Here is a 23,238-nt window from a genome sequence, read left to right as displayed (position 1 = left end):
TCCTCATCTTGTCTTGAGTCTCTTTTTGCATCTATTTTGAGGTTTCTTTTTTTCCGGGACATAGTCGAAACCGCCAGGATGAAACGGATGGCACTTCAGCAGCCTGACCAGCGTATACCATCCTCCCAGCAGAAAGCCATGCCTGCGAAAAGCAGTCAGGGCATACTCGGAACAGGTAGGAACAAAGCGGCAGGTTGGCGGTTTGAGGGGCGATATGACATGTCGATAAAATTGAATGAGTCCAATAGCAATCCACTTCATCTGATCCCCTCCCCATTTCGGCATCAAAGTGAAGGCTTGGACACAAAGAACTTGCCTTTGTGGAACACATGAAACAGACTTGACTTTACCTGTTTGTAATTCATTTCTACAACCGAATTGCGGGCAATGATCACATAATCAGTCCCCGGCTTCAGGCAGGAAATCCAATGCCGGGTAATTTCCTTGACCAGCCGTTTGTATCGATTGCGCACGACAGCATTCCCTACTCTCTTACTCACTGATATGCCGATCCGAGGCGGCCCGGATGAAGAACGACCATAGGCTATAACCACAAACTGCCGATTCGCAAATGATTGTCCGGCCTGAAAAACCCTCCGGAAATCATTCCGCCTCTTCAGACGGTATTCCCGTTGCAAAGAAAGACTCCTTCCTTACCAAAATACACATTTTTATTTTACATTATTGGGCAAAAAGCACAAGGCTAAACCAGCCTGGATGCTGCCTTGAACAGGAAAAAAAGGCCACATTGTGTGGCCGACAATTAAGCAGATAATACTTTTCTTCCTTTTTTTCTACGTCTTGCAATTACCTTACGGCCATTTTTGGTGCTCATTCGTGCACGAAAACCATGGACATTTTTGCGTCTACGGTTGCTTGGTTGAAATGTGCGTTTCATTTAAAGCCACCCGGTCAACCTGGCTCCCATGTTGACAACCGGTCCGCTCATGATCCCAACAGTTGCCAGACAGACGGGAACCATGCCAGGAACCCTCCCTTCTTCAATCAAGTCCAATAATGAAACCGATGGACAATCTCTATCATTATATCGGCGATTTACATTACATGTCAAGAAAAGGAACCGCCGCGGACTGTTTATCCACATGTGGATAAATTTTTCCTTATCCACTTCTTATCCAAAACTTATCCACGGATTATCCACAACATCCACACTTGTGGAAAACAATCTGTCTTTTGCGTTACAAATTGTGGATAACTCATTATTTTTCATTGTAAACACAAGTATATTTTGATATTCTATTCTTGTTTTCTTGTGGATAAATACATGGATATTTATGCGTATATCCACAAGTGTGGATAACTGCGGATTGATTCACCCACAAGCTGTGGACAGTGTTTTCCACAGCTTGTGGATACTGTTGATAAATAAGGCCAATCTTGCTGGTTACAGAGTTTTACTTGTGGATAAGTTTGTTGATAACCTTGTCAGGAAGGGGGTCCTATGGGTGATTCACATCCAAGAATTATGGTCCAAAACCTTGAAAGCTATTCAGAACAAAATCAGCAAGCCCAGTTATGAAACGTGGCTAAAGGCAACCGAAGCCATTGATCTGGAAAGCGATATCCTGGTCGTCTGCGCTCCCAATGATTTTGCCCGTGACTGGTTGGAATCACGCTACGCCGATCTGGTTCGCGATACCCTGAAAGAAGTAACCGGAGGGTCCAGGCTGGGAGTCAAATTTGTCAGCCACACCGAAAAAAGTGCAGCCAAATCCGGAGCAGAACCGGAAAAAAAAGCAGATACCGCCCGGGAAATGGAAAAAGATCCGGGTTCCCAGCTAAATCCCCGCTATACTTTTGACACTTTTGTAATTGGTTCCGGCAACCGGTTTGCCCATGCTGCTTCGCTCGCGGTGGCTGAAGCGCCCGCCAAAGCATACAATCCCCTGTTCATTTATGGGGGTGTCGGATTGGGGAAAACCCATTTGATGCATGCAATCGGGCATTATGTCCTGAATCATTCCGCTGAAAGCAAGGTCGTTTACATTTCTTCCGAAAAATTTACCAATGATTTTATCAATTCCATCCGTGACAACAAAACGATCCAGTTCCGGAACAAATACCGGTCTGTGGATATTCTGTTAATTGACGATATCCAGTTTCTGGCGGGAAAAGAACAGACACAGGAAGAGTTTTTCCACACCTTTAATGCCTTACATGAAGCAAACAAACAAATTATCATTTCCAGTGACCGGCCTCCCAAGGAAATCCCCACTCTGGAGGACCGGCTTCGCTCCCGGTTCGAATGGGGCCTGATTACCGATGTACAGCCCCCGGATCTGGAAACGAGAATCGCAATCTTGCGCAAGAAAGCAATAGCTGATAATTTGGAAGTTCCAAATGAAGTGCTTGTCTTTATCGCCAACCGTGTCGACACCAACATTCGCGAACTGGAAGGAGCGTTGATCCGGGTTGTTGCCTATTCAGCCCTTCTCAAGCAACCGGTCACCACGGAATTGGCACTGGAAGCACTGAAAGACATCATGCCGGATTCAAAACCGAAAATGATCAGTATTCAGGACATACAGCAGACGGTATGCAACTATTACCAGCTCCGCATAGAGGATTTTAAAAGCAAAAAGCGAACCAAGTCGGTAGCTTTCCCGAGACAGGTTGCCATGTATTTGTGCCGGGAATTGACGGAGTTTTCTTTGCCCAAAATCGGGGAAGACTTTGGCGGGCGTGACCATACGACTGTAATTCACGCTCATGAAAAAATCAGCCGGCTGCTCAAAGAGGATCATCAATTGGAGGAAGTTGTCAATCAGTTAAAGAAACGGATCCAGTACGGATCCTGATGCCACTGTGAATATTGTGGATAAACGGTACAGGCATATGCACATGTTTTCCACAGGTGCCAACTGGCGCCATTTCATGCCCAAACATACTTATCCACATTATCCACAGGCCCTACTATTACTATTACTGCATTTATTAAAATATATATATGAATCACGGCTCCGATTTATTCATCCCTGTATCCAATTTCCCGAAAGAGGAGTTCCTATTACACAAGGAGGATCATTATGAAGTTTCGCGTAACGAAATCAGCTCTGGTAGATGCAGTGTCACAGGTTTCAAAAGCTGTTTCTTCCAAGACTACCATTCCGATACTGACCGGAATCAAAATTTCCGTGGATGAAGAAGGATTAACCCTTACCGGAAGCAATTCGGATATCTCCATCCAAGTACATGTTCCCGCCAAAAAAGACGACTTGGAACAGGTATTTATGGAAAAAATAGGTAGTGTCGTGCTTCCCGGACGAATTTTCGGAGATCTGGTTCGGAAGTTGCCTGGAAATGAAGTAAAATGGGAAGTAAGTGACAAGTTCCAGACAACGATTCGTTCAGAAACGGCCGAATTCCAGCTGAATGGGCTGGACCCTATCGAATTTCCCCGTTTGCCTCATTTATCCACAGATAAAATGTTCAGCATGTCGGCAGATACATTGAAATCACTTATCCGGCAAACGGGATTCGCAGTGGCGACCAATGAGGCACGTGGAGTCTTGACCGGTGTTCTGATGCAATTGGAAGCGGGCGAACTCGTATGTGTGGCTACAGACAGCCATCGTCTCTCCAGACAGCAGGCCCAGGTGGAAAGTTCGGAAGAAATTACGCTCAAAAACGTGATTATTCCGGGAAAAAGCTTGTCGGAACTGGCCAAGACATTGAGTGACTACTCCGGATATGTGGACATCCTGGTTGCAGAAAATCAAATTCTTATCAAAACGGAAGAACTGTCATTTTATTCACGCTTGTTACAAGGAACTTATCCGGATACAAACCGGGTTATTCCCAAACACGGCGATACGGAGCTTGTTTCTTCCACCAGGGAATTATTACAATCCGTTGATCGAGCATCCCTGATTAGCCGGGATGGTCGGGATAATGTGATAAAATGGACTTTAAGAGACGGAAAACTGGAGGTAAACTCCACAGCCCAGGATATCGGGAGTGTATCTGAAGAAGTTAATGCAAAGGTGAACGGTCCCGAACTGAGCATTTCCTTTAATGCCCGCTACATGATGGAAGCCCTTCGCTCCATCGAAAGTGACGAAATACGCATTCAATTTACCGGAGCGATGACCCCGTTCCTGATCCAGCCGACCGATCGGGAAGATTCACTCCATCTGATTGTTCCGATTCGCACCCGCTAGAAGGAACCCGGTATCAAGGAGAATTTATTGTTGGAATTGATTAAAATTGATACGCCCTACATTACATTGGGTCAGTTCCTGAAGCGCCTGAATGTAATTTCAAGCGGGGGCCAGGCCAAATTCTTTCTGCAGGAGGAAATCGTCAGGATCAATGGCGAAGTGGAAACAAGAAGAGGAAGAAAAGTCTATCCCCAGGATCAGGTGGAGATTTCCGGACTCGGGATTGTGATGGTGGTCAGCGAGTAAGGGAGGATCTCATTTTGCGAGTGCAAACGCTGGAATTGAAGCATTATCGGAATATCGGCGAGCTTCATCTGCAATGCCCGGAAGAGCTTCATTTTTTTGTTGGCCCCAACGGCCAGGGGAAAACGAACATTCTCGAGTCCCTTTATGTCCTTGCACTCGGTAAATCACACCGTACGCGTTCTCATAAAGAACTGATCCGTTTTGGCCAGACAAGATCATTGATTAAGGCAAGAGTAAAAAAAGGAGATGAGATCCAGCGTCTGGAAATTATTTTATCGGAAAAAGGAAAAAAAGTGAGCCGAAACGGAATTGAAAAAAAGAAGTTAAGTCAGTACATCGGCTCACTGCCTGCTGTCCTCTTTGCGCCGGAGGACCTTGCTCTGGTTAAAGGGAGCCCGCAGGTCCGACGGCGTTTTTTGGATATGGAGATCGGCCAGGTAAGTCCCCAATATGTGCATCATCTGTCGCAATTTAACAAGTTGTTGATCCAGAGAAACAGCTTATTAAAACAGCTTGCACAGACAAAACTGGGGGATTTTCCTTTTTTAGACGTACTGGATGAACAGTTTGTGGCATTATCCATCTCTTTGCTTAAAAAGAGATACCAATTCCTGAACTCCCTGACAAAATGGGCACAGGAAATTCATCAGGCGATTACGCAACAGCAGGAAAAGCTGGTCATTAAATATCTTCCTTCCTTTCCTTTGCCGGAAGGAGCCGGGCCTGATCAGTGGGCGGCCATCCTGCAGTCGGAACTGAAAAAAAACCGGCAAAAGGAAATCATGCGCGGCAATACGACCGTCGGGCCCCAACGTGATGATCTCCGGTTATTTGCCGGGGAAATTGATTTGCATCTTTACGGTTCCCAGGGACAGCAGCGTACCGCCGCCCTGTCGTTGAAACTTGCTGAAATCGAATTGATTTACCAAGAGATTGGCTATTATCCCATTTTATTATTGGACGATGTGTTGTCCGAATTGGATGACGCGCGCAAGACACACTTGCTGAAGGCGATTCGGGGACGTGTGCAAACTTTCATAACGACAACAGGTTTGGACGGAGTTGATTCCGATATTTTATCGCGGGCGAAGATTTACCAGGTAAGGCAAGGACATATTGTAGAATCGGGGTGATCGAGTGTTTATCCATCTGGGTGGCAGTCAAATGATTCGCATTCGGGAAGTAATAGCGATTTTGGATGCCGATGTGACAAAAAATCCTGCCAATTCATTGAGTAATCTGCAAAAATGGAAAGATGAATCAGAAAACATATCTGAACACCAAATCAAATCTTATGTTGTTACCCCAAATCGCGTTTATGCTTCGCCCATTTCTTCAACAACGCTGAAAAAACGGGCGGACCAAAGTCAAAAAATGTGGAAGTAGAGTTCATCAGTTTTGGTAGAAGGAAGCAGGTGACTGAAGAGTGTCGATACAAGAAACAAATTATGATGAATCACAAATTCAGGTGTTGGAAGGACTGGAAGCCGTTCGCAGACGGCCCGGGATGTATATTGGTTCCACTTCCAGCCGTGGACTTCACCATCTGGTGTGGGAAGTTGTGGATAACAGTATCGATGAAGCGATGTCCGGGAACTGTGATACGATTCAGGTCATTGTGAATGAGGATAACAGTGTGACGGTCACTGACAATGGACGGGGAATCCCGGTTGGCATCCATCCCAAGATCGGACGCCCGGCGGTGGAAGTTGTCATGACCATTCTCCACGCTGGCGGAAAATTTGGCGGAAACGGTTATAAATTTTCAGGCGGATTGCACGGCGTGGGTGTATCGGTCGTCAATGCATTGTCGGAATGGCTTGTGGTAGAAGTAAAACGCGATGGAAAAATCTATCACCAGCGTTACCGGAAAGGCGTTCCGGAGGCTGACCTGGCAGTGGTTGGTGAGGCCAGGGATACAGGAACCAAAACCACTTTCAAGCCGGACCCGGAAATTTTTACGGAAACGACAGAATTTGATTTTGACATCTTGCAGAACCGTTTGCGGGAACTTGCCTTTTTAAACGGCGGCGTCAAAATTATTTTAAAAGATTTGCGTGGCGAAAAGGAAAAAGAGGTTGTTTTCCAGTATCATGGCGGAATTCAGTCATTCGTCGAGCATTTGAACCGAAACCGGGAAGTGTTGCACAAGCCGCCGATCTACATCCAGGGAGAGCGTGATTCGATTCCCGTGGAGATTGCCCTGCAATACAACGATTCCTATACATCGAACATTTATTCCTATGCAAACAATATTCATACTCACGAAGGTGGAACCCATGAGGCCGGATTCAAATCCGCCTTGACCCGTGTCATTAACGATTACGCCCGCCGCAATAATCTGTTGAAAGAAAATGACAGCAATTTGACCGGTGATGATGTGAGGGAGGGATTGACGGCCATTGTCAGCGTGAAAATTGCCGATCCCCAGTTTGAAGGGCAGACCAAAACGAAATTGGGAAACAGTGAGGCCCGTTCGGCAACGGAACAGCTTTTTGCCGATCAATTCTCAGCTTATCTGGATGAAAATCCAAGCGTGGCCAAAAGTGTGATCAACAAGGCGGTCATGGCCTGCCGCGCCCGTGATGCCGCCCGGAAAGCCCGGGAATTGACCCGCCGCAAAAGCGCACTGGAAGTAAGCTCATTGCCCGGGAAATTGGCCGACTGTACTTCAAAAAGTGCTCCGGACAGTGAACTGTTCATTGTGGAGGGGGATTCCGCAGGCGGTACGGCCAAACAGGGGCGGGACCGCATGTTTCAGGCCATATTGCCACTTAAAGGAAAAATTCTCAACGTGGAAAAAGCGCGTTTGGACAAAGCGTTGTCCAATGATGAAATCCGGACGATCATTACCGCACTTGGAACGGGAATCGGCGATGATTTCAATATTGAAAAGGCACGTTACCACAAGATTATCATCATGACCGACGCGGATGTTGACGGAGCCCATATCCGCACTTTGCTGCTCACTTTCTTTTACCGCTACATGCGTCCATTGATTGAAAACGGCTATGTATATATTGCCCAGCCGCCGTTGTACAAAATCACCCAGGGGAAAACGATCCGTTATGCCTACAACGACCGGATGAAAGAGAAGATCGTGTCCGAATTAACGGGAAAAGGCAAAATTGAAATCCAGCGCTACAAAGGTTTGGGAGAAATGAACGCGGTCCAGTTATGGGAAACGACCATGGACCCGGAAAGCCGTACCATGCTCCAGGTTTCACTGCAGGATGCAATTGACGCGGATGAGGTTTTTGAAATGCTGATGGGAGACCGGGTAGAACCGCGCCGGGAATTTATCCAGGAGTATGCCAGACAGGCCAACCTGGATATCTAGGCGAAAAAGCGGTCAGGCAAGTGTAGAACGGGAGATGAAACAATGGCAGATACAGAGCGTATTCAGGAAGTAAATATCAGTAAGGAAATGAAGTCCTCTTTTTTGGACTATGCGATGAGCGTCATTGTCAGCCGGGCATTGCCGGACGTCCGTGATGGCTTAAAACCGGTTCATCGCCGTATTTTATATACCTTGTATGAGTTGGGGATGACTCCGGACAAACCTTATAAAAAGTCGTCGCGTTTAGTCGGTAACGTTTGTGCCAATTACCATCCTCACGGGGATGTGGCTGTTTACGAAGCGATGGTCCGGATGGCACAGGATTTCTCTTATCGTTATCCATTGGTGGATGGCCATGGAAACTTTGGGTCCGTTGACGGAGACCCCCCAGCCGCCATGCGTTATACGGAAGCAAGAATGGCACCGATCAATCTGGAATTGCTGCGGGATATCCAAAAAGATACAATCGATTATATTCCTAACTACGATGAGCAGCAGGAAGAACCGGTTGTCCTTCCTTCCCGCTTCCCCAATCTTCTTGTCAACGGAGCCTCTGGAATCGCGGTGGGGATGGCGACAAACATTCCGCCTCATAATTTGCGGGAAGTGATTGATGGTATCCTCTTGATGCTGGACAATCCGGATGTGACAATTGAAGAACTGATGAAGATAGTGAAAGGGCCAGACTTCCCGACCGGCGGCATTATTCTGGGGGTTGAAGGGATACGCAAAGCGTATCGAACAGGGCGTGGAAGCATTCACATCAGAGCCAAAACGCGAATTGAAGAGGCCAGCAACGGGAAGATGCGCATTGTTGTTGAAGAACTCCCATATCAGGTCAACAAATCGAAATTGGTGGAAAAGATTGCCCACCTGGTACGTGACAAAAAAGTTGACGGGATTACCGATCTGCGCGATGAATCAGACCGGAGAGGAATGCGTGTGGTTATAGAGCTTCGCAGAGACGTCAATCCGCGCATTGTCTTGAATAATCTGTACAAACATACAAACATGCAAACCAGTTTTGGCATGAACATGCTGGCTCTGGTTAATGATCAACCCCGTATCCTGAACCTGCAACAGGCGATTTATTATTATATTGAACATCAGATGGAGGTAATCCGGCGCCGCACGCAATTTGATCTGAACAAGGCCGAGGAACGTGTGCACATTTTGGAAGGTCTCCGGATTGCACTGGACTATATCGATGAAGTAATCAGCCTGATTCGGGCTTCAAAAACAGCCCAGGAAGCACGAACCGGATTAATGGAGCGGTTCAACCTTTCCGAAAGGCAGGCGCAGGCAATTCTCGACATGCGGCTGCATCGCTTAACCGGTTTGGAACGCGAAAAAATCGAGGCTGAGTATGATGAGTTGCAAAAATTGATCGCCAAATTGCGGGACATCCTTGCCGATGAAGCGAAAATCCGCGGTATTTTGCGTGAAGAAATCATGGAGATCAGGGAAAAATATGGCGATGACCGGCGCACCATGATCAAGATTGAAGCGGACAGCATTGAAGCCGAAGATCTGATCCCGGATGAAGAAGTATCCATCATGCTCACACAAAGAGGCTATATCAAGCGGATGCCCCTGTCCACTTACCGTGCGCAGAAAAGAGGCGGAAAAGGGATTACGGGCATGGGAACCCGCGAAGATGATTTGGTACAGCACATGTTTGTCACCAATTCGCACAGCCGGCTTCTGATCTTCTCAAACAAAGGGAAAGTCTACCGCCTGAAAGCATATGAAGTTCCGGAACTGGGAAGGACAGCCAAGGGAACACCCATCATCAACCTGATTCAAATAGATCAGGATGAACGGATTGAAGCAGTCATTCCGGTAAAAGAGTTCCGTCCGGATCAATATCTTTTTTTTGCAACAGCCGACGGTGTCGTGAAAAAGACTGCTTTGAGCGAGTTTGAAAATATCCGCCGCAATGGCCTGTTTGCGATTAACCTGCGGGATGGCGACGATTTGGTCGGTGTCCGTCTGACTGATGGGAATCAGGAAGTGATCATGGGTACACAGCACGGAATGTCGATTCGTTTCCATGAGATGGACGTAAGGGAGATGGGACGTTCGGCAACCGGGGTAAAAGGAATTACCCTGGGCGACGGGGATCGTGTCATTGACATGGATATTGTTGTCCCCGGAAACCATGTGATGATTGTGACCAAAAACGGTTACGGCAAACGGACCCCGATTGAAGAGTACCGTGTACAGTCACGCGGCGGCAAGGGAATTAAAACCCTCAGTTTAACCGAGAAAAAAGGTGAAGTTGTCGCCCACAAGGTCGTTTCTGAACAGGAAGATCTCATGCTGGTAACCCAGGCGGGCGTCGTGATCCGGCTGAATGTGGCAGACATCTCTGTAATGGGCCGGTATGCACAGGGAGTTCGCCTGATCCGTGTTGATGACGATGAGGTCTCGACAGTCGCCATTGTTCATATCGACGATGAAGAAACCGAAACGGAAAAGAAAATATAATCCCGATCGCTAACTTTCTCCGGAAGAAAGAAACAGCGAGGCCATGGAATCCGGAAACCCGCGGGCAATCAGGTTAATCAGTTGCTCCAGCATTAATTGCTCCTGATGGACAGGCTGTAACATGATTTCCTCCCATAAGGGAGGATCATAGCGGCAAAGCATGCTCATGGAAAAACAGAGCATGAAGAGGCACATGACTTCCGGAACCGGCTCCGGGCGGTTATTACCTGCATAAAGGTAATAATCGCCTTTTTTGTTGACAAGCAGCCATGGATGTCTTACCAGTTCCGGGGCGGGCAGGGAACAGGCCAGATAAAGTTTTCCCTTCCTGATGGAGGGGGTTGCCAATGAAAAAAGAGTTTGCTTAACCTGTTGGTTTAATTTTTCCACAAATGCGGAAGAGGTAAGATAGCATTCATCGAGGATTTTTTCACTGACAATCAGGCATGGGGACGACGGAGTGGAAAGATTCCAGCGGACAGGAAATAAAGTGCATTGATCAAATATCAACTGGTAAACCGGCTGCAAGTCAGGCAGCAAACCCAATAATTCTCTGACAGACAATGTATCCCCCGCCTGGACCGGAACGCCCATCTGCGCAGCCAAAAGAGGAAACAGTCCTTCTTTCTGGATGCGTATTTCATCCTCACTGAAGCGAAACTGTCCCTTTTTTCGTTTGCGTGTGGAAAGACCGTGGCGCAAAACCGTTGTACTTTCCGGATAGCAGGGTTTTTTTGTCAGGATCCAGGCCTTGATAAAGTTCATCATGCCATAGTAGAGCAACAGGGGTTGACTCCACCTCTCACCAAGAAGGGCCGTATGAAACAGGGACAGAGCCTGCCGGATATAGGCTGTAAACGATTGGACATTTTTGTAGGAAAGCCGCTCCGGTTCCTGAAAGTTGGCCTGCTTGTATTTCCGCAACAGAAACTTGCGGGCCAATTCCTCGTTTTTAAGGCAGACAAAAAGTGAAGGTGGATTCGGAAAACGGGTTTGCAGGTTTGCATCGAAATGGATCTCCACACTTGTCACCTCAATTGTCTCCAAATTCCTTCTTATTGTTTGACAAAATCAATTTGCCTATTACAGGAGAGATCGTGGAAAGAGGCAGGGAGAGATGAATAGGAGACTGATATTTCTATTTTTGCTGCTGGTATTGGTTTACGGGACGCTGCCAACCCCGGATTCCAGTTCAGTCCATCCCCAGAAAAAGTATGATCTGGTGTTGATTCATGGATTTAACAACCGGCATCAGTGGGGATACGAATTTTTGTACCGTCTGGCCGAGCATTGGGGATCGGGAAACGTATATGTCATCTACGCCAATCCTTCCAAAAAAGTATGGACCATGTACCTTCACCGAAATCAGGTTGTTCTCATTGGGGATAATGATCATCAGGCGGGAAATGATTCTATTGATAAACAGGCAAGACTGGTTTCAGAAAAAATTTCCATTCTGCAAAAATACCATGGATTAAGCAATCCCTTTCATATCGCAGCACACAGCATGGGCGGGCTCGTCGCACGTGAAGTGGCCTACCTGCGCCCCGGACAGGTAGCCAATATAGTGACACTGGCCACACCGCACCACGGCACGCAGCTGGCAAACGAATACAATTGGCTGGGAATGTTTGTACACGGCGAAGAAGCATTAAAAGATATCACGCCGCAGGCGGTTTCACGGTTTAACCGGAGGTTCCCCGTGGAATCCAGTCCTTTTTACGGGGATGGCAAATTGTATACCATTGCCGGAGATGCTGACGGCTGGGGAGACCGGGGCTGGAACGGGGAACTGGCGGCAGGCTGGACACTGATTGCCCTCAAGTATCACAAGGATAGCGACGGGGTTGTGGAGGAAGGAAAAGCAACCCTTCCCGGAGCCAAACATGTAAAAACCTTTATGGAGCTGAATCATCTGGAGCTGGTTGAAAGTCCCCATGTTGCCGATCTGGTATCCAGGCTGTTGCCCTGATTTATACTTATCCACAGGTTTTACGGAGTTATTCACAGAATTCTGTGGATAACTTGTGGGTCGCTGTGGACAGATGACGGGATGGAAAATCAAATCTTGACAGTGATGCAAGAGATTGTTAAACTGCTTTAAAATCAGGGTCAAAGGGGAAAACAACATGTGGGAACAGAAGTTTGCCAAAGAAGGACTAACATTTGACGATGTCTTGTTGCTGCCGGCAAAGTCGGAAGTGTTGCCCCGGGATGTGAATGTGGGCACAAGGCTTGCCGAAGGGATTCAGTTGAATATTCCATTGATCAGTGCGGGAATGGATACCGTTACGGAATCCGCACTGGCGATTGCGATTGCGAGACAAGGTGGAATCGGGGTTATCCACAAGAACATGAAAGTGGAAGAACAGGCAGAAGAGGTGGACCGTGTCAAACGTTCAGAAAGTGGCGTTATTACCAACCCGTTTTATCTGACCCCTGACCATAAAGTACATGATGCGGAAGAACTGATGGCCAAATATCGCATTTCCGGCGTTCCGATTGTTGATGAACACCGCAAGCTGGTCGGCATTCTTACCAATCGCGATCTCCGGTTTGTGAGAGATTACTCAATCCCTATCCATGAAGTGATGACCAAGGAACATTTGATCACTGCTCCAGTAGGCACCACTCTCCAGGAAGCTGAGGATATTCTGCAGAAACACAAGATTGAGAAGTTGCCGCTGGTTGATGAGAATGGAATTCTTAAAGGGTTGATTACCATCAAGGATATAGAAAAAGCCACCCAATTTCCTGACGCTGCCAAGGATGCCCAGGGACGTCTGCTGGCTGGTGCGGCGGTGGGGGTATCCAAGGATACCAAGCGCCGTGTTCAGGCTTTGATTGAAGCCGAAGTGGACATGATTGTCGTCGATACGGCACATGGTCACTCCAGGGGAGTACTGGAAGCAGTCCGTGAAATTCGCAAAAACTATCCGGATCTGGTCATCGTGGCAGGAAACGTGGCTACGGGCAAAGCAACCTGTGACCTGATCGAAGCCGGTGCCAGTGTGGTAAAAGTAGGAATTGGGCCAGGGTCCATTTGTACCACCCGGATCATTGCCGGAATCGGCGTGCCGCAAATCACAGCCATTTACGACTGTGCCACGGTAGCCCGCCAATATGGTGTGCCCATCATTGCCGACGGAGGAATCCGCTATTCCGGGGATATTGTAAAAGCTTTGGCTGCCGGGGCCGATGCCGTCATGCTGGGAAGCCTGTTTGCCGGCACAGAAGAGGCACCTGGGGAATCGGAAATATTCCAGGGGCGTCGCTTTAAGGTATATCGCGGAATGGGTTCGATCGGTGCCATGCAGCAAGGCAGCAGCGACCGCTATTTTCAGGAGAATGTGCAAAAACTGGTTCCGGAAGGAATCGAAGGTCGTGTTCCCTATAAAGGACCTTTGGCCGACACCGTCTATCAACTGATAGGCGGATTGCGATCAGGTATGGGATATTGCGGTGCCGGCAATTTGCGCGAGCTGAAAGAAAACAGTCGCTTTATACGCATCACCAGTGCATCATTGCGCGAAAGCCATCCCCATGACGTACAGATTACCAAAGAAGCACCCAATTATAACTTGTAACAAGCATAAAACACCGATTTCTTCAAATGAACAAGGAAGAATTTTCTTCGCTTGTTCATTTCTTTTTTTTATCTCTTTATGTAAAATGATTTTGTTCTTCCCTTCATTACGAATAATCATATATCGGCAATTTTTTGATAAGGAATGAAACGTATGATGAACCATTTCAGCTTTCGAAAAGTAATGCTTGCAGTCGTTTGTGTGTGTCTGTCTGTTTCACTGCTTATGCCTTTATCTGCATCGGCCGAAAAAAACAGATTGCCGGATGTTGAGGCGCGATCCTATTTTTTGATGGATTTACAGTCGGGAGTGGTATTGGCAAAGAAAAATGCAGACCAGTCTTTTCCTCCTGCCAGTATGACCAAAATGATGTCTGCTTTAGTTGTTTTAGATCACATACATAATGGAAAATTGAACTGGAATGATAACGTTACCGTCAGTGAACGGGCCCAGCGTGTGGACGAGGCGCAAATTTTCCTGGTTGCCGGAGAAAAGATAACCGTCAGGGAGTTATTTAGGGCGATGCTGGTTTACTCGGCCAATGACGCCACCGTGGCATTGGCTGAACATGTCGCCGGAACGGAAGAAAATTTTGTACAGCTGATGAATGAAAAGGCAAGGGAACTGGGACTTGAAAATACCCATTACCGCACAGCGACAGGGCTGGATCTTCACCTGTATGCTGATCCGCCTGCAGTCCCGGGTAAACATGTGATGTCAGCGCATGACACGGCTGTCCTGACGTCTCACTTGATCCAAACCTATCCGGAAGTGCTGGAAACAACCTCTATCCCCAAATATACCTTCCGGCAGGGAACCGCGCGGGAACAACAGGTAAATAACTGGAACCGGATGCTGCCAGGCTTTAACCATGAATACCCGGGGATAGACGGAATGAAAACGGGACATACCAACTCTGCGGGATACTGTTTTACCGGTACTGCCAACCGCCAGGGATTCCGCTTGGTCTCCGTCGTGATGGGAACAAAAAACGATGACAAACGGTTTTCGGAAACAAAAAAACTGCTGGATTACGGGTACGGGGAATTTGTACCGTTTACGCTGACGGCAAAAGGTGGAAAGATCCCGGGGCAGGAAAATTTGCCGCTTCCCAACGGCGTTGAGCGAAGTGTTCCGGTTGTTGCAAGCAAACCGGTAATTGTTCCCATTCCCCGGGGTGAACAGAGTAAATATGCTGTCAAAGTGGAATTTGACTCCAATTTGCGGGCCCCTCTCTCAAAAGGAACAGTTGTCGGAAAAGCGTTCCTGTTTTATGATGGAGTGAAAGTGGAAGGATTCCAACCGGTAAAAGTGGTAACAGCTCAATCAATCGAGGAAGGAAGTTGGGTTCGACTCTTTTTCCGATCTGTGGGTGATGAGATAAGCAGTTGGTTTGATTAATTTTATTTTTTAGACACATTTAATTATAATATTGGGGGGAGGATTTTACGGAATTAACAATCTCCAATATGAAACACCTTCCATCTTCACAATCATTAAATAACATCCAATTCATCGAGGGGGAAGCAGGATGAGTGAAGCACGTAAAACAGGAACGGATCGTGTAAAACGCGGGATGGCCGAAATGCAAAAAGGCGGCGTCATCATGGATGTAGTGAATGCCGAACAGGCAAAAATTGCGGAACAGGCCGGTGCAGTGGCGGTTATGGCACTGGAGCGGGTTCCGTCTGATATTCGTGCGGCTGGTGGCGTTGCCCGCATGGCAGATCCTCGTGTGATTGAAGAAGTAATGAATGCTGTATCGATTCCGGTAATGGCAAAAGCACGGATTGGTCACTTTGTAGAAGCACGTTTGCTGGAATCAATGGGTGTGGATTATATTGACGAGAGCGAGGTCTTGACCCCGGCAGATGATATGTTCCACATCGACAAATCCCGGTTTACCGTTCCTTTCGTCTGCGGGGCACGGGATTTGGGAGAAGCCTTGCGTCGCATTGGTGAGGGAGCATCCATGATTCGGACCAAAGGGGAACCCGGCACCGGAAACATTGTCGAAGCGGTTCGCCATATGCGGAAGATGCAAGCCCAAATCAATCAGGTAAAAAGCATGTCCCGTGATGAATTGATGGCAGAAGCCAAAAAACTTGGCGCTCCGTATGAGTTGTTGCTTCAAGTGCATGAAACGGGTAAATTGCCTGTGGTAAATTTTGCCGCTGGCGGAGTGGCGACTCCGGCCGATGCTGCATTGATGATGCATTTGGGTTCTGATGGGGTATTTGTTGGTTCCGGAATCTTCAAATCGGAAAACCCGGAAAAATTTGCACGTGCCATTGTACAAGCCACCATACACTATGAAGACTTTGCCTTAATTGCGGAAGTATCGAAAAATCTGGGGACGGCAATGCCCGGAATTGAAATTTCCAAACTTCGTGCCGAAGACCGGATGCAGGAACGCGGCTGGTAGGATTGGGAGGAACGAAGGCGATGAAGATTGGTGTTTTGGCTTTACAGGGAGCGGTCCGTGAGCACGTTCGCCAGTTGGAAGCGGCAGGGGCGACGGCAGTGACCGTGAAACACGCAAAAGAATTCGCGGACCTTGATGGTCTGGTGATCCCGGGTGGAGAATCAACAACCATCAGCAAACTGATGCGGGAGTATCAGTTAACGGAACCTGTCCTTGAAATGCATCGGGCGGGAAAACCCGTTTTCGGCACTTGTGCAGGATTGATTATGATTGCCAAACAGATCGATGGACAGGAAGACGCCCATTTGGGATTGATGGATGTTTCTGTGAAAAGAAACGCTTTTGGACGGCAGCGGGAAAGCTTTGAAGTGGAAATTCCGGTGAAAAAGGTAGCTGACGATTTCCAGGCAGTCTTTATCCGTGCTCCTTACATTGAGAAAGCAGGCGAGGGAGTAGATGTTCTTGCAGAAGTAGACGGGAAAATCGTCGCTGCCCAGCAAGGTACTTTACTGGGAGTTGCCTTCCATCCGGAGTTGACAGAGGATATCCGCTTCCATGCCTATTTTGTTGAACTGGTTCGTCAATCGCTTGCTGTCAGTGTGAGGTAAAAATCAAATCAATTCTTTGACAATTCCATTTGATGGTTACAAAAGCCGAACAATCGGATATAATAAGTAATAAATTTGAAATGGCAAACGCGAGGAAAAGGCAAGTAGCTGGTAATTTTGTTGCAGAGAGGCGATGGCTGGTGTGAATCGCCCGAAATTATCAGTGAATCCCCCTTGGAGCGGAACACGAAGGCGAAATGATCCGCATAAGTGTCCTTTCGGTAAACGAGCCGTTATCTCGTCAGAGTGGATCTGTGGACTTGTCTACGGGTCAACAAGGGTGGCAACGCGGAACCTTCCGTCCCTTTAGTGGGAGGAAGGTTTTATTTTTTTCAGGAGGTGTGATTGCATTGTTAGATATCAAAAAACTTCGTACACAAATGGATGAAGTCAGGCAGAGATTGTCGACACGGCACGATGCCCTGGATGGACTCAGCGTTTTTGACGACCTGGACCAGCGCCGCCGTACATTGATTCAGGAGACGGAGCATTTGAAGAACAGGCGTAACATGGTATCCAGGGAAATCGCACAAATGATAAAGAATAAGGAAGATGCGGAAGAAAAGATTCTGGAAATGAGGAAAGTCGGAGAGGAAATCAAGCGGCTGGATGAAGAATTGCGCCAGTGTGACGAAGAAATGAAACAGACTTTGCTAACTTTTCCCAATATCCCTCATGAAAGCGTACCCATTGGATCTTCTGAAGAGGAAAATGTGGTGGTCAGGAAATGGGGAGAAGTCCCGCAGCCTTCTTTTGAAATAAAACCGCACTGGGAACTGGCCGAGGAACTCGATTTGCTTGACTTTGACCGTGCTGCTAAAGTGACAGGTTCCCGGTTTGTCTTTTACAAAGGATTGGGTGCGCGTCTGGAACGGGCCCTGATCAGCTTTATGCTGGATCTGCATGTAAATGAACATGGATATACAGAAATGATCCCGCCTTATATCGTCAACCGGCAATCGATGACAGGGACAGGCCAGTTGCCGAAATTTGAGGAAGATGCTTTCAAACTGGCGGATAACCTGGACTATTTCCTGATTCCTACTTCCGAGGTGCCTGTGACCAATTATCATGCCGGAGAGATTCTGTCGGCCGATGATCTTCCTAAATACTACACGGCGTACAGCAGCTGTTTCCGTTCGGAAGCCGGATCGGCCGGACGGGATACCCGCGGCCTGATTCGTCTGCATCAGTTTAACAAGGTGGAAATGCTGAAAATCGTCCATCCGGAAACTTCTTACGAAGAACTGGAAAAAATGGTCATAAACGCCGAAAAGGTATTGCAGCTGTTGGAACTTCCCTATCAGGTCGTTGCCCTTTGCACAGGGGATCTTGGTTTTTCTGCAGCCAAAACGTATGACCTGGAAGTATGGATGCCCAGCAACCAGACTTACCGGGAGATTTCCTCCTGCAGCAATTGCGAAGACTTCCAGGCGCGCCGTGCACAAATTCGTTTCCGTCCAACTCCTGACAGCAAACCGGAGTTTGTGCATACGCTTAATGGATCAGGGCTTGCCGTCGGACGCACCGTTGCGGCGATCCTGGAAAACCATCAGCGGGATGATGGAACGGTTCGGATTCCCAAAGTGTTGCAACCCTATATGGGAGGAATCGATACCATCAAATAATAGGAATCCCTGCTTTTTGCAGGGTATTCTTTTGTTTGAAAGGTTGACATTGGCCAGAAAATCTGTATAATGTAGTTTTGTAACTTGCATATTAATCATGGAGAGGTGGTCGAGTGGTTTAAGGCAGCGGTCTTGAAAACCGCCGTAGTCGTGAGGCTACCGTGGGTTCGAATCCCACCCTCTCCGCCAATAAAATCAAGGGTTTTCGGAGTTTTTGCACCCGGCAAAAGTGATATCAAAAACCCCGAACTTCTATTGGGCATACTAACTTCCAAATAAGAAGACGTCGAGTTTATCGGCGGCTTTTTTTGCATATTTGGCATTACATGAGAATAAATGTCCATCGCAATAGCGATGGTCGAATGACACCCAGACGTTCAAAATTACAATACAACTTTAGGGTGCTCCCCTTGTTGTAAGAGTGATGTTACGTAATTGTACTGGAGATCCTTAAAACAAAACGTGAGATCTTAATCCTTTAAATAGATGTGAAACTCCTTGTTTGATAATCCATTTGGGTTAATAGGTTCCCACTAGAGGTTACAAATACTAAATCATAGTCTTGATAAAGTGAACCAGCAAGGAGCTTATTTTTAGCTTGGTGGGTTTTAATTGTTTTAAACATATCAAGATTATATATCGACAATTACCGTCGTTTTCGTTGTGTCGAAATTCTAAACCCTTGCCCTTGATGCGCTGCAATGTCTGGTGAATACTGATAGTTCGTTATTGAAAGTCGATATCTTGCCATCTCAGTCCTAATATTTCTCCCCTGCGCATGCCTATATTTTGATACCGAGGAAGATCGGGTGATAATACCTTTGCCGCTCGAAACAGTATATGAATTTGTTCTCTTTTAACAGGATTATGCAAGATCATTTGCCATTTAACAGCGTGTTCAAGTGTTTCATGTAAGAGGCGATGATGGTGATGGACAGATCGGGCCAACAACCCGCCTCCCCCCTTTGTAATTTGAGTTTTATCCATGCTAGACTGAGCTGCAGTCAAATGGCATAACCATCCACCTGCTGGAGAGACGTGTATGGAAAGAACATCATGAGATTGAGCTGACTACTGCTGAGTATCGTCTTTTATGCCTGTTTATGCGAAATCCCAATGTGGTGTTGAAAAGAGAAGTGATATTGGATAAGCTTTGGGACGGCAGTGGCAACTTCATTAATGACAATACCCTGTCTGTATATGTGCGCCGCTTAAGAAGCATATTGGAAGACGATGCTGAAAATCCGGAGTTTTTGCTGACTTGTACGGAGATTGGGTTATAAATGGAATGTGGTGAAGTGAGGGACTGCCAATGAATATTCTTGCCATAGAGAAATGAAATGACTATTTATGATGATTGCAGCAGTTCTTGTTATATTTATGATGGTCGGGCAAATTTTTGTAAAATTGATTGCCGATGACTATAAACAAAACATGATCGAACACGATTACGCGGTTGCGGGATATTTAGATCGTAACGGCGTCGATTCCTTTCAGATAACACGTGCTTTTATTCATGAAAAGATCCTTGCTGATCGAAAGGCCGGGCAAGAGTTGCTGCAAGTCGCAGCATACCACGTTGGCACCCAAAATAACCTAATCCCTGAAGTTGATCGTTTTCATCAAAAATATGCGTTATTATTTGTGATGCTGTCAGGTCTTTTTTCTATAGCCATTCTGGGCGGATTATGGTTGTTTGCTGTCCGGCAGAACAAACGGCTTCAAAAAGTGAATATGGATATTTCAAGTTTTATGGACGGGCATATTTATATGCGTTTGGAAGATGTTGGAGAAGGAAGTTTATCGAAGCTGTTTGCTTCCGTGAATAAGATGGCAACCTCATTAACTTCTCATATCATAAAAGAAAAGCGGAGCAAAGAGTTTTTAAAAGATACGATTTCAGATATATCCCACCAATTGAAAACACCCCTTGCCGCATTGCAGATGTACAATGAGATTATGCAGGATGAAAAAACGGGAAATGAGGTGGTTGATGACTTTATCTTAAAAAGTGAACGTGAACTGAAGCGGATTGAAAACTTGATACAAAACTTACTAAAGCTGGCAAGACTGGATGCCGGGGCGATTGAACTGGAGAAAAACACTCACATTTTAAAGAAGTTCCTCGAAGAAGTCATTGGAAGATTTAGTACTTGCGCTGAACTGGAAGGCAAAATGATTACTTTGGATTGTGATGATCGCCTTGTTTTAGCTTTTGATGAAGAATGGCTATTGGAAGCAGTTAGCAATATTATCAAAAATGCTTTGGATCATACGAATTCGGGAGATCGTATTGATCTACAATGTGAGGCAACTCCTGTTACCACGGAAATCACGATTAAAGACACTGGAACGGGAATCCATCCTGAGGATATCCATCATATTTTTAAGAGGTTTTACAGAAGCCGTTATTCAAAGGATAAACATGGAATCGGGATTGGGCTTACTCTCTCCAAAGCCATCGTTGAAAAACATGGTGGGTTGATCATCGTTGAGAGTAAATTAGGAGAGGGAACAGCCTTTCATCTGTTTTTTCCAAAGCTTTCAAATCTGTAAGCTTCCATTCACCTGAGAGTAAGGTGGGCGTGGTATCATCTCTTTCAAATAAGAGAGAAAAGAGAGGGCGTTACTGTGGATATATTAACCACGAAAAACCTGTGCAAAACTTATGGAAAAGGTGAAATCAAGGTAGAAGCTGTAAAGAATGTGTCTTTTTCTGTTGCAAAAGGCCAATTTGTGGCGATCGTGGGACCGTCAGGATCCGGAAAAAGCACGCTCCTCCATTTGTTGGGCGCATTGGATACACCGACATCAGGAAAGGTTTTTTTAGACGGCAAGGATATTTTCATAATGAAGGAAAAGGAATTGTCAGTCTTTCGCAGACGTAATATCGGTTTTATCTTCCAGGCATAAGGAAAACGCAAGGCGGGAAGTGATGCTGTTTTGTTCCGCCACGAATCATGCCAGTTAGAGGAGAGGCTCCTCATTCCTTCCCGATGATTGGTCTTATCCCTGTCAAGTTAGCTTCCCATTCCCTTTTCAAAATAAAGACGAACAGCTTTTTCTTTAATTTCTTTGGAATAGGTCGTACGCAGTTTTCCCATAGAAAAAACCCCTCCAAGTTAACAGTAAGGGACTTGCTTTTTTCTGTCTACTTAAAGGGAATAATATCATGATTACAAGGGACCTTTAAATTAAGGACGGTCGCGTGACGGAAAAGACAAGGATCGACAGAATGAGAAAAAGCACTGAGCCAATAATTTCAATAATTCCCACCTTGATCGGAGATAGCGGTTTGCCTCCCCATACGAAGGTTCTTACCGCTGAAAAGGCGTAGGGAAGCACGAAAAGCGGCTCCCGGAAGGCAAGAATAACCACGAGCAGGATGTGATAGCCTTTGGAAGCCTTCTGCCAGTTTGCGTTTTTTCGTTCCCGGAACACCGATTTCACAAAAAAGACGCTTCCCGTAAAGTATAAGACACATGAGACCGCGACCCACAAAGCAGCATCATCCAATTGACCTTTCCCCACCAAACAGGAGGCTGCACCGCCAACCGAAAAGGCGAGAATGGCAACAATATCGTTGATGAAGGATCGTTCGTCACGCCGGTAGGCATACCATCCGTTGACAGCCAGCAGCCCGGCCAGTACAGGACCGGCCCACAGGAGCGATGGCCGGACAATGAGCGGAGGCAGCAGAAAAACAATTCCCAGCCCACAGTAGGACAGTGACCAGCGCACATAGTTCCGGCGCCCTTTCCGCCGCATCAATGCCAGCCGGAAAAGATAGGCCGCCAGATAAAACAGCATCCAGCTGATGAACAGCGGAAGATGCAGCCATGTTGGACCTTCCACGGCCATGCCGAGAAAAAAGGGAACAGACACCATTGCCCAGCCGCCATGTTCCCGCGGGAGAATCGGTTTCATCGTAACATCCCCATTCTCCAATCAACCTCCATTTTCCCTGATGAGGGATCTTTTCTCATCGTAACCCAAGCTCCCCCCTGCAAGTGTGACAAATATCACAGTTTGCAAAACCTTCACCAGATTTGAATTGGAACTTTCTGGATGGGAACTTTGTGATCCATCCTTGGTAGTAAGGGACAGGTCTGCTTTTTTTGCGATCAGTCGAAATGTATTATTATTTTTAAGCACAATAATTATATAATTATGGATAATGTACAAATTTTCAAGAAAAATTTTCAATGATCACAATAGAAAAAATGGGGTTGATTACAGCCAATTTTTCTTTAGGGGGAAAAACAGTGAATAAAGCATCGCAAATATATTGGGATGAATTTTGGAAGTCCCAAGGTCAAGAGAAGCCAAAATCGGTAAGTTCGTGGCAATTTGGAGATCATCCGGACTATTTGGCCAAGTTGGTAATAGATGGCATTAAAACAGCTACTTGTTCCGGATTGGTTTTTTATGAAATTGAAAATGAGCCATTACCTTCTGCTGGAAATTACAGCATTATCTTAAACAGCAGAGACGAACCTGTGGCCATTATTAAAACAGTAGATGTTAAAATAATGCCCATGAATGAGGTTACAGAGGATTTTGCTATTGCTGAAGGTGAAGGGGACAGAACTTATCAATATTGGAAAGAAACTCATAAAAAATTCTTTACAAAAGAATTGAGTAGGGTAGGACTTGAATTTTCGGAAGATATGTTGTTGGTATGTGAGCGGTTCAAATTAGTTGATGTAAGAAACAAATGAAAAAAACGCCTG

General features: G+C 46.5%; 22 protein-coding genes, 1 tRNA gene, 1 pseudogene and 1 other annotated feature. Of the genes and pseudogenes, 18 read left to right on the top strand and 6 right to left on the bottom strand.

The window, feature by feature from the left end; translation table 11 throughout:
* Positions 1 to 3: 3 nt before the first annotated feature.
* From yidD to H2C83_RS17395, 4 genes are all read right to left on the bottom strand, one after another.
* Positions 4 to 261, bottom strand: a complete 258-nt coding sequence (yidD, locus tag H2C83_RS11425) for a membrane protein insertion efficiency factor YidD (protein WP_220184123.1) — start codon at positions 259 to 261, stop codon at positions 4 to 6.
* A 23-nt stretch (positions 262 to 284) separates the two neighbouring features.
* Entirely contained in the window at positions 285 to 638 is a 354-nt protein-coding gene (gene rnpA / locus H2C83_RS11420; RefSeq protein WP_181740830.1) for a ribonuclease P protein component, read from the bottom strand.
* A 125-nt stretch (positions 639 to 763) separates the two neighbouring features.
* Complete coding sequence (rpmH, locus tag H2C83_RS11415) at positions 764 to 898, bottom strand: 50S ribosomal protein L34 (RefSeq protein ID WP_181740828.1); 135 nt, start codon at positions 896 to 898, stop codon at positions 764 to 766.
* Positions 899 to 1,072, bottom strand: a complete 174-nt coding sequence (locus tag H2C83_RS17395) for a hypothetical protein (RefSeq protein WP_220184122.1) — start codon at positions 1,070 to 1,072, stop codon at positions 899 to 901.
* A 394-nt stretch (positions 1,073 to 1,466) separates the two neighbouring features.
* On the opposite strand from H2C83_RS17395, the gene dnaA reads away from it, so the two are divergent.
* The 7 genes from dnaA to gyrA all read left to right on the top strand — a co-directional run bounded on the left by dnaA (position 1,467) and on the right by gyrA (position 10,257).
* The gene (dnaA, locus tag H2C83_RS11410; protein WP_181740826.1) at positions 1,467 to 2,819 is read left to right on the top strand and encodes a chromosomal replication initiator protein DnaA; all 1,353 of its coding nucleotides are present in this window, start codon (positions 1,467 to 1,469) and stop codon (positions 2,817 to 2,819) included.
* Positions 2,820 to 3,047: 228 nt separating this feature from the next.
* The gene (dnaN, locus tag H2C83_RS11405) at positions 3,048 to 4,181 is read left to right on the top strand and encodes a DNA polymerase III subunit beta (protein ID WP_181740824.1); all 1,134 of its coding nucleotides are present in this window, start codon (positions 3,048 to 3,050) and stop codon (positions 4,179 to 4,181) included.
* A gap of 30 nt (positions 4,182 to 4,211) precedes the next feature.
* On the top strand, positions 4,212 to 4,427 hold the full coding sequence (gene yaaA / locus H2C83_RS11400; protein ID WP_281364145.1) for a S4 domain-containing protein YaaA: 216 nt from the start codon (positions 4,212 to 4,214) through the stop codon (positions 4,425 to 4,427).
* 20 nt (positions 4,428 to 4,447) lie between these two features.
* Positions 4,448 to 5,560: a DNA replication/repair protein RecF gene (gene recF, locus H2C83_RS11395; RefSeq protein WP_312853911.1), complete on the top strand. Its 1,113-nt coding sequence runs from the start codon at positions 4,448 to 4,450 to the stop codon at positions 5,558 to 5,560.
* A 4-nt stretch (positions 5,561 to 5,564) separates the two neighbouring features.
* Positions 5,565 to 5,813: an extracellular matrix regulator RemB gene (remB, locus tag H2C83_RS11390; RefSeq protein ID WP_181740818.1), complete on the top strand. Its 249-nt coding sequence runs from the start codon at positions 5,565 to 5,567 to the stop codon at positions 5,811 to 5,813.
* 40 nt (positions 5,814 to 5,853) lie between these two features.
* Positions 5,854 to 7,767: a DNA topoisomerase (ATP-hydrolyzing) subunit B gene (gene gyrB / locus H2C83_RS11385; RefSeq protein ID WP_181740816.1), complete on the top strand. Its 1,914-nt coding sequence runs from the start codon at positions 5,854 to 5,856 to the stop codon at positions 7,765 to 7,767.
* 42 nt (positions 7,768 to 7,809) lie between these two features.
* Entirely contained in the window at positions 7,810 to 10,257 is a 2,448-nt protein-coding gene (gyrA, locus tag H2C83_RS11380; protein ID WP_181740814.1) for a DNA gyrase subunit A, read from the top strand.
* A 9-nt stretch (positions 10,258 to 10,266) separates the two neighbouring features.
* Here gyrA and H2C83_RS11375 read toward each other — a convergent pair whose 3' ends face one another.
* Positions 10,267 to 11,304: a YaaC family protein gene (locus H2C83_RS11375; protein ID WP_181740812.1), complete on the bottom strand. Its 1,038-nt coding sequence runs from the start codon at positions 11,302 to 11,304 to the stop codon at positions 10,267 to 10,269.
* A gap of 70 nt (positions 11,305 to 11,374) precedes the next feature.
* Here H2C83_RS11375 and H2C83_RS11370 point away from each other — a divergent pair, with 70 nt between their 5' ends.
* The 10 genes and pseudogenes from H2C83_RS11370 to H2C83_RS11325 form a co-directional block, all read left to right on the top strand.
* Positions 11,375 to 12,229: a PGAP1-like alpha/beta domain-containing protein gene (locus H2C83_RS11370; protein ID WP_181740810.1), complete on the top strand. Its 855-nt coding sequence runs from the start codon at positions 11,375 to 11,377 to the stop codon at positions 12,227 to 12,229.
* A gap of 157 nt (positions 12,230 to 12,386) precedes the next feature.
* The gene (gene guaB / locus H2C83_RS11365) at positions 12,387 to 13,844 is read left to right on the top strand and encodes an IMP dehydrogenase (RefSeq protein WP_181740808.1); all 1,458 of its coding nucleotides are present in this window, start codon (positions 12,387 to 12,389) and stop codon (positions 13,842 to 13,844) included.
* Positions 13,845 to 13,997: 153 nt separating this feature from the next.
* Positions 13,998 to 15,245: a D-alanyl-D-alanine carboxypeptidase family protein gene (locus H2C83_RS11360; protein ID WP_181740806.1), complete on the top strand. Its 1,248-nt coding sequence runs from the start codon at positions 13,998 to 14,000 to the stop codon at positions 15,243 to 15,245.
* Positions 15,246 to 15,375: 130 nt separating this feature from the next.
* On the top strand, positions 15,376 to 16,269 hold the full coding sequence (gene pdxS / locus H2C83_RS11355) for a pyridoxal 5'-phosphate synthase lyase subunit PdxS (protein ID WP_181740804.1): 894 nt from the start codon (positions 15,376 to 15,378) through the stop codon (positions 16,267 to 16,269).
* Positions 16,270 to 16,289: 20 nt separating this feature from the next.
* The gene (pdxT, locus tag H2C83_RS11350) at positions 16,290 to 16,877 is read left to right on the top strand and encodes a pyridoxal 5'-phosphate synthase glutaminase subunit PdxT (RefSeq protein WP_181740802.1); all 588 of its coding nucleotides are present in this window, start codon (positions 16,290 to 16,292) and stop codon (positions 16,875 to 16,877) included.
* An 83-nt stretch (positions 16,878 to 16,960) separates the two neighbouring features.
* Positions 16,961 to 17,186, top strand: a binding site (T-box leader).
* A gap of 41 nt (positions 17,187 to 17,227) precedes the next feature.
* A complete protein-coding gene (serS, locus tag H2C83_RS11345; protein ID WP_181740800.1) occupies positions 17,228 to 18,505 on the top strand; it encodes a serine--tRNA ligase in 1,278 nt (425 codons plus the stop codon).
* A gap of 99 nt (positions 18,506 to 18,604) precedes the next feature.
* Positions 18,605 to 18,694, top strand: a tRNA-Ser gene (locus H2C83_RS11340).
* Between the two features lie 914 nt (positions 18,695 to 19,608).
* Positions 19,609 to 19,788: a winged helix-turn-helix domain-containing protein gene (locus tag H2C83_RS17800; RefSeq protein ID WP_246333872.1), complete on the top strand. Its 180-nt coding sequence runs from the start codon at positions 19,609 to 19,611 to the stop codon at positions 19,786 to 19,788.
* Positions 19,789 to 19,855: 67 nt separating this feature from the next.
* Positions 19,856 to 21,061: a sensor histidine kinase gene (locus H2C83_RS11330; protein ID WP_181740798.1), complete on the top strand. Its 1,206-nt coding sequence runs from the start codon at positions 19,856 to 19,858 to the stop codon at positions 21,059 to 21,061.
* A 75-nt stretch (positions 21,062 to 21,136) separates the two neighbouring features.
* Positions 21,137 to 21,412 (top strand): annotated as a pseudogene (locus H2C83_RS11325) (ABC transporter ATP-binding protein); the annotation flags it as partial.
* Between the two features lie 282 nt (positions 21,413 to 21,694).
* Here the strand turns inward: H2C83_RS11325 and H2C83_RS11320 are convergent.
* Positions 21,695 to 22,432, bottom strand: coding sequence for a YwiC-like family protein (locus tag H2C83_RS11320; protein ID WP_181740795.1), 738 nt, complete (start codon positions 22,430 to 22,432; stop codon positions 21,695 to 21,697).
* A 296-nt stretch (positions 22,433 to 22,728) separates the two neighbouring features.
* Here H2C83_RS11320 and H2C83_RS11315 point away from each other — a divergent pair, with 296 nt between their 5' ends.
* The gene (locus H2C83_RS11315; protein WP_220184136.1) at positions 22,729 to 23,226 is read left to right on the top strand and encodes an ASCH domain-containing protein; all 498 of its coding nucleotides are present in this window, start codon (positions 22,729 to 22,731) and stop codon (positions 23,224 to 23,226) included.
* The last annotated feature ends 12 nt before the right edge of the window (positions 23,227 to 23,238 follow it).

Origin of the sequence: Thermoactinomyces mirandus, from assembly GCF_013868055.1 — a bacterium.
Lineage (GTDB): Bacteria > Bacillota > Bacilli > Thermoactinomycetales > Thermoactinomycetaceae > Thermoactinomyces > Thermoactinomyces mirandus.
The sequence above is the reverse complement of the archived record's forward strand: the minus strand, read 5'-3'. Positions and strand labels throughout refer to the sequence as shown.

Coding starts and splice junctions, on each gene's coding strand:
- H2C83_RS17800 (WP_246333872.1), top strand. CDS start 19,609: ATGCGAAATCCCAATGTGGTGTTGAAAAGAGAAGTGATATTGGATAAG.
- H2C83_RS11360 (WP_181740806.1), top strand. CDS start 13,998: ATGATGAACCATTTCAGCTTTCGAAAAGTAATGCTTGCAGTCGTTTGT.
- H2C83_RS11330 (WP_181740798.1), top strand. CDS start 19,856: ATGATGATTGCAGCAGTTCTTGTTATATTTATGATGGTCGGGCAAATT.
- pdxS (WP_181740804.1), top strand. CDS start 15,376: ATGAGTGAAGCACGTAAAACAGGAACGGATCGTGTAAAACGCGGGATG.
- gyrA (WP_181740814.1), top strand. CDS start 7,810: ATGGCAGATACAGAGCGTATTCAGGAAGTAAATATCAGTAAGGAAATG.
- H2C83_RS11320 (WP_181740795.1), bottom strand. CDS start 22,432: ATGAAACCGATTCTCCCGCGGGAACATGGCGGCTGGGCAATGGTGTCT.
- yidD (WP_220184123.1), bottom strand. CDS start 261: ATGAAGTGGATTGCTATTGGACTCATTCAATTTTATCGACATGTCATA.
- H2C83_RS11370 (WP_181740810.1), top strand. CDS start 11,375: ATGAATAGGAGACTGATATTTCTATTTTTGCTGCTGGTATTGGTTTAC.
- dnaN (WP_181740824.1), top strand. CDS start 3,048: ATGAAGTTTCGCGTAACGAAATCAGCTCTGGTAGATGCAGTGTCACAG.
- guaB (WP_181740808.1), top strand. CDS start 12,387: ATGTGGGAACAGAAGTTTGCCAAAGAAGGACTAACATTTGACGATGTC.
- pdxT (WP_181740802.1), top strand. CDS start 16,290: ATGAAGATTGGTGTTTTGGCTTTACAGGGAGCGGTCCGTGAGCACGTT.
- H2C83_RS11315 (WP_220184136.1), top strand. CDS start 22,729: ATGGGGTTGATTACAGCCAATTTTTCTTTAGGGGGAAAAACAGTGAAT.
- rpmH (WP_181740828.1), bottom strand. CDS start 898: ATGAAACGCACATTTCAACCAAGCAACCGTAGACGCAAAAATGTCCAT.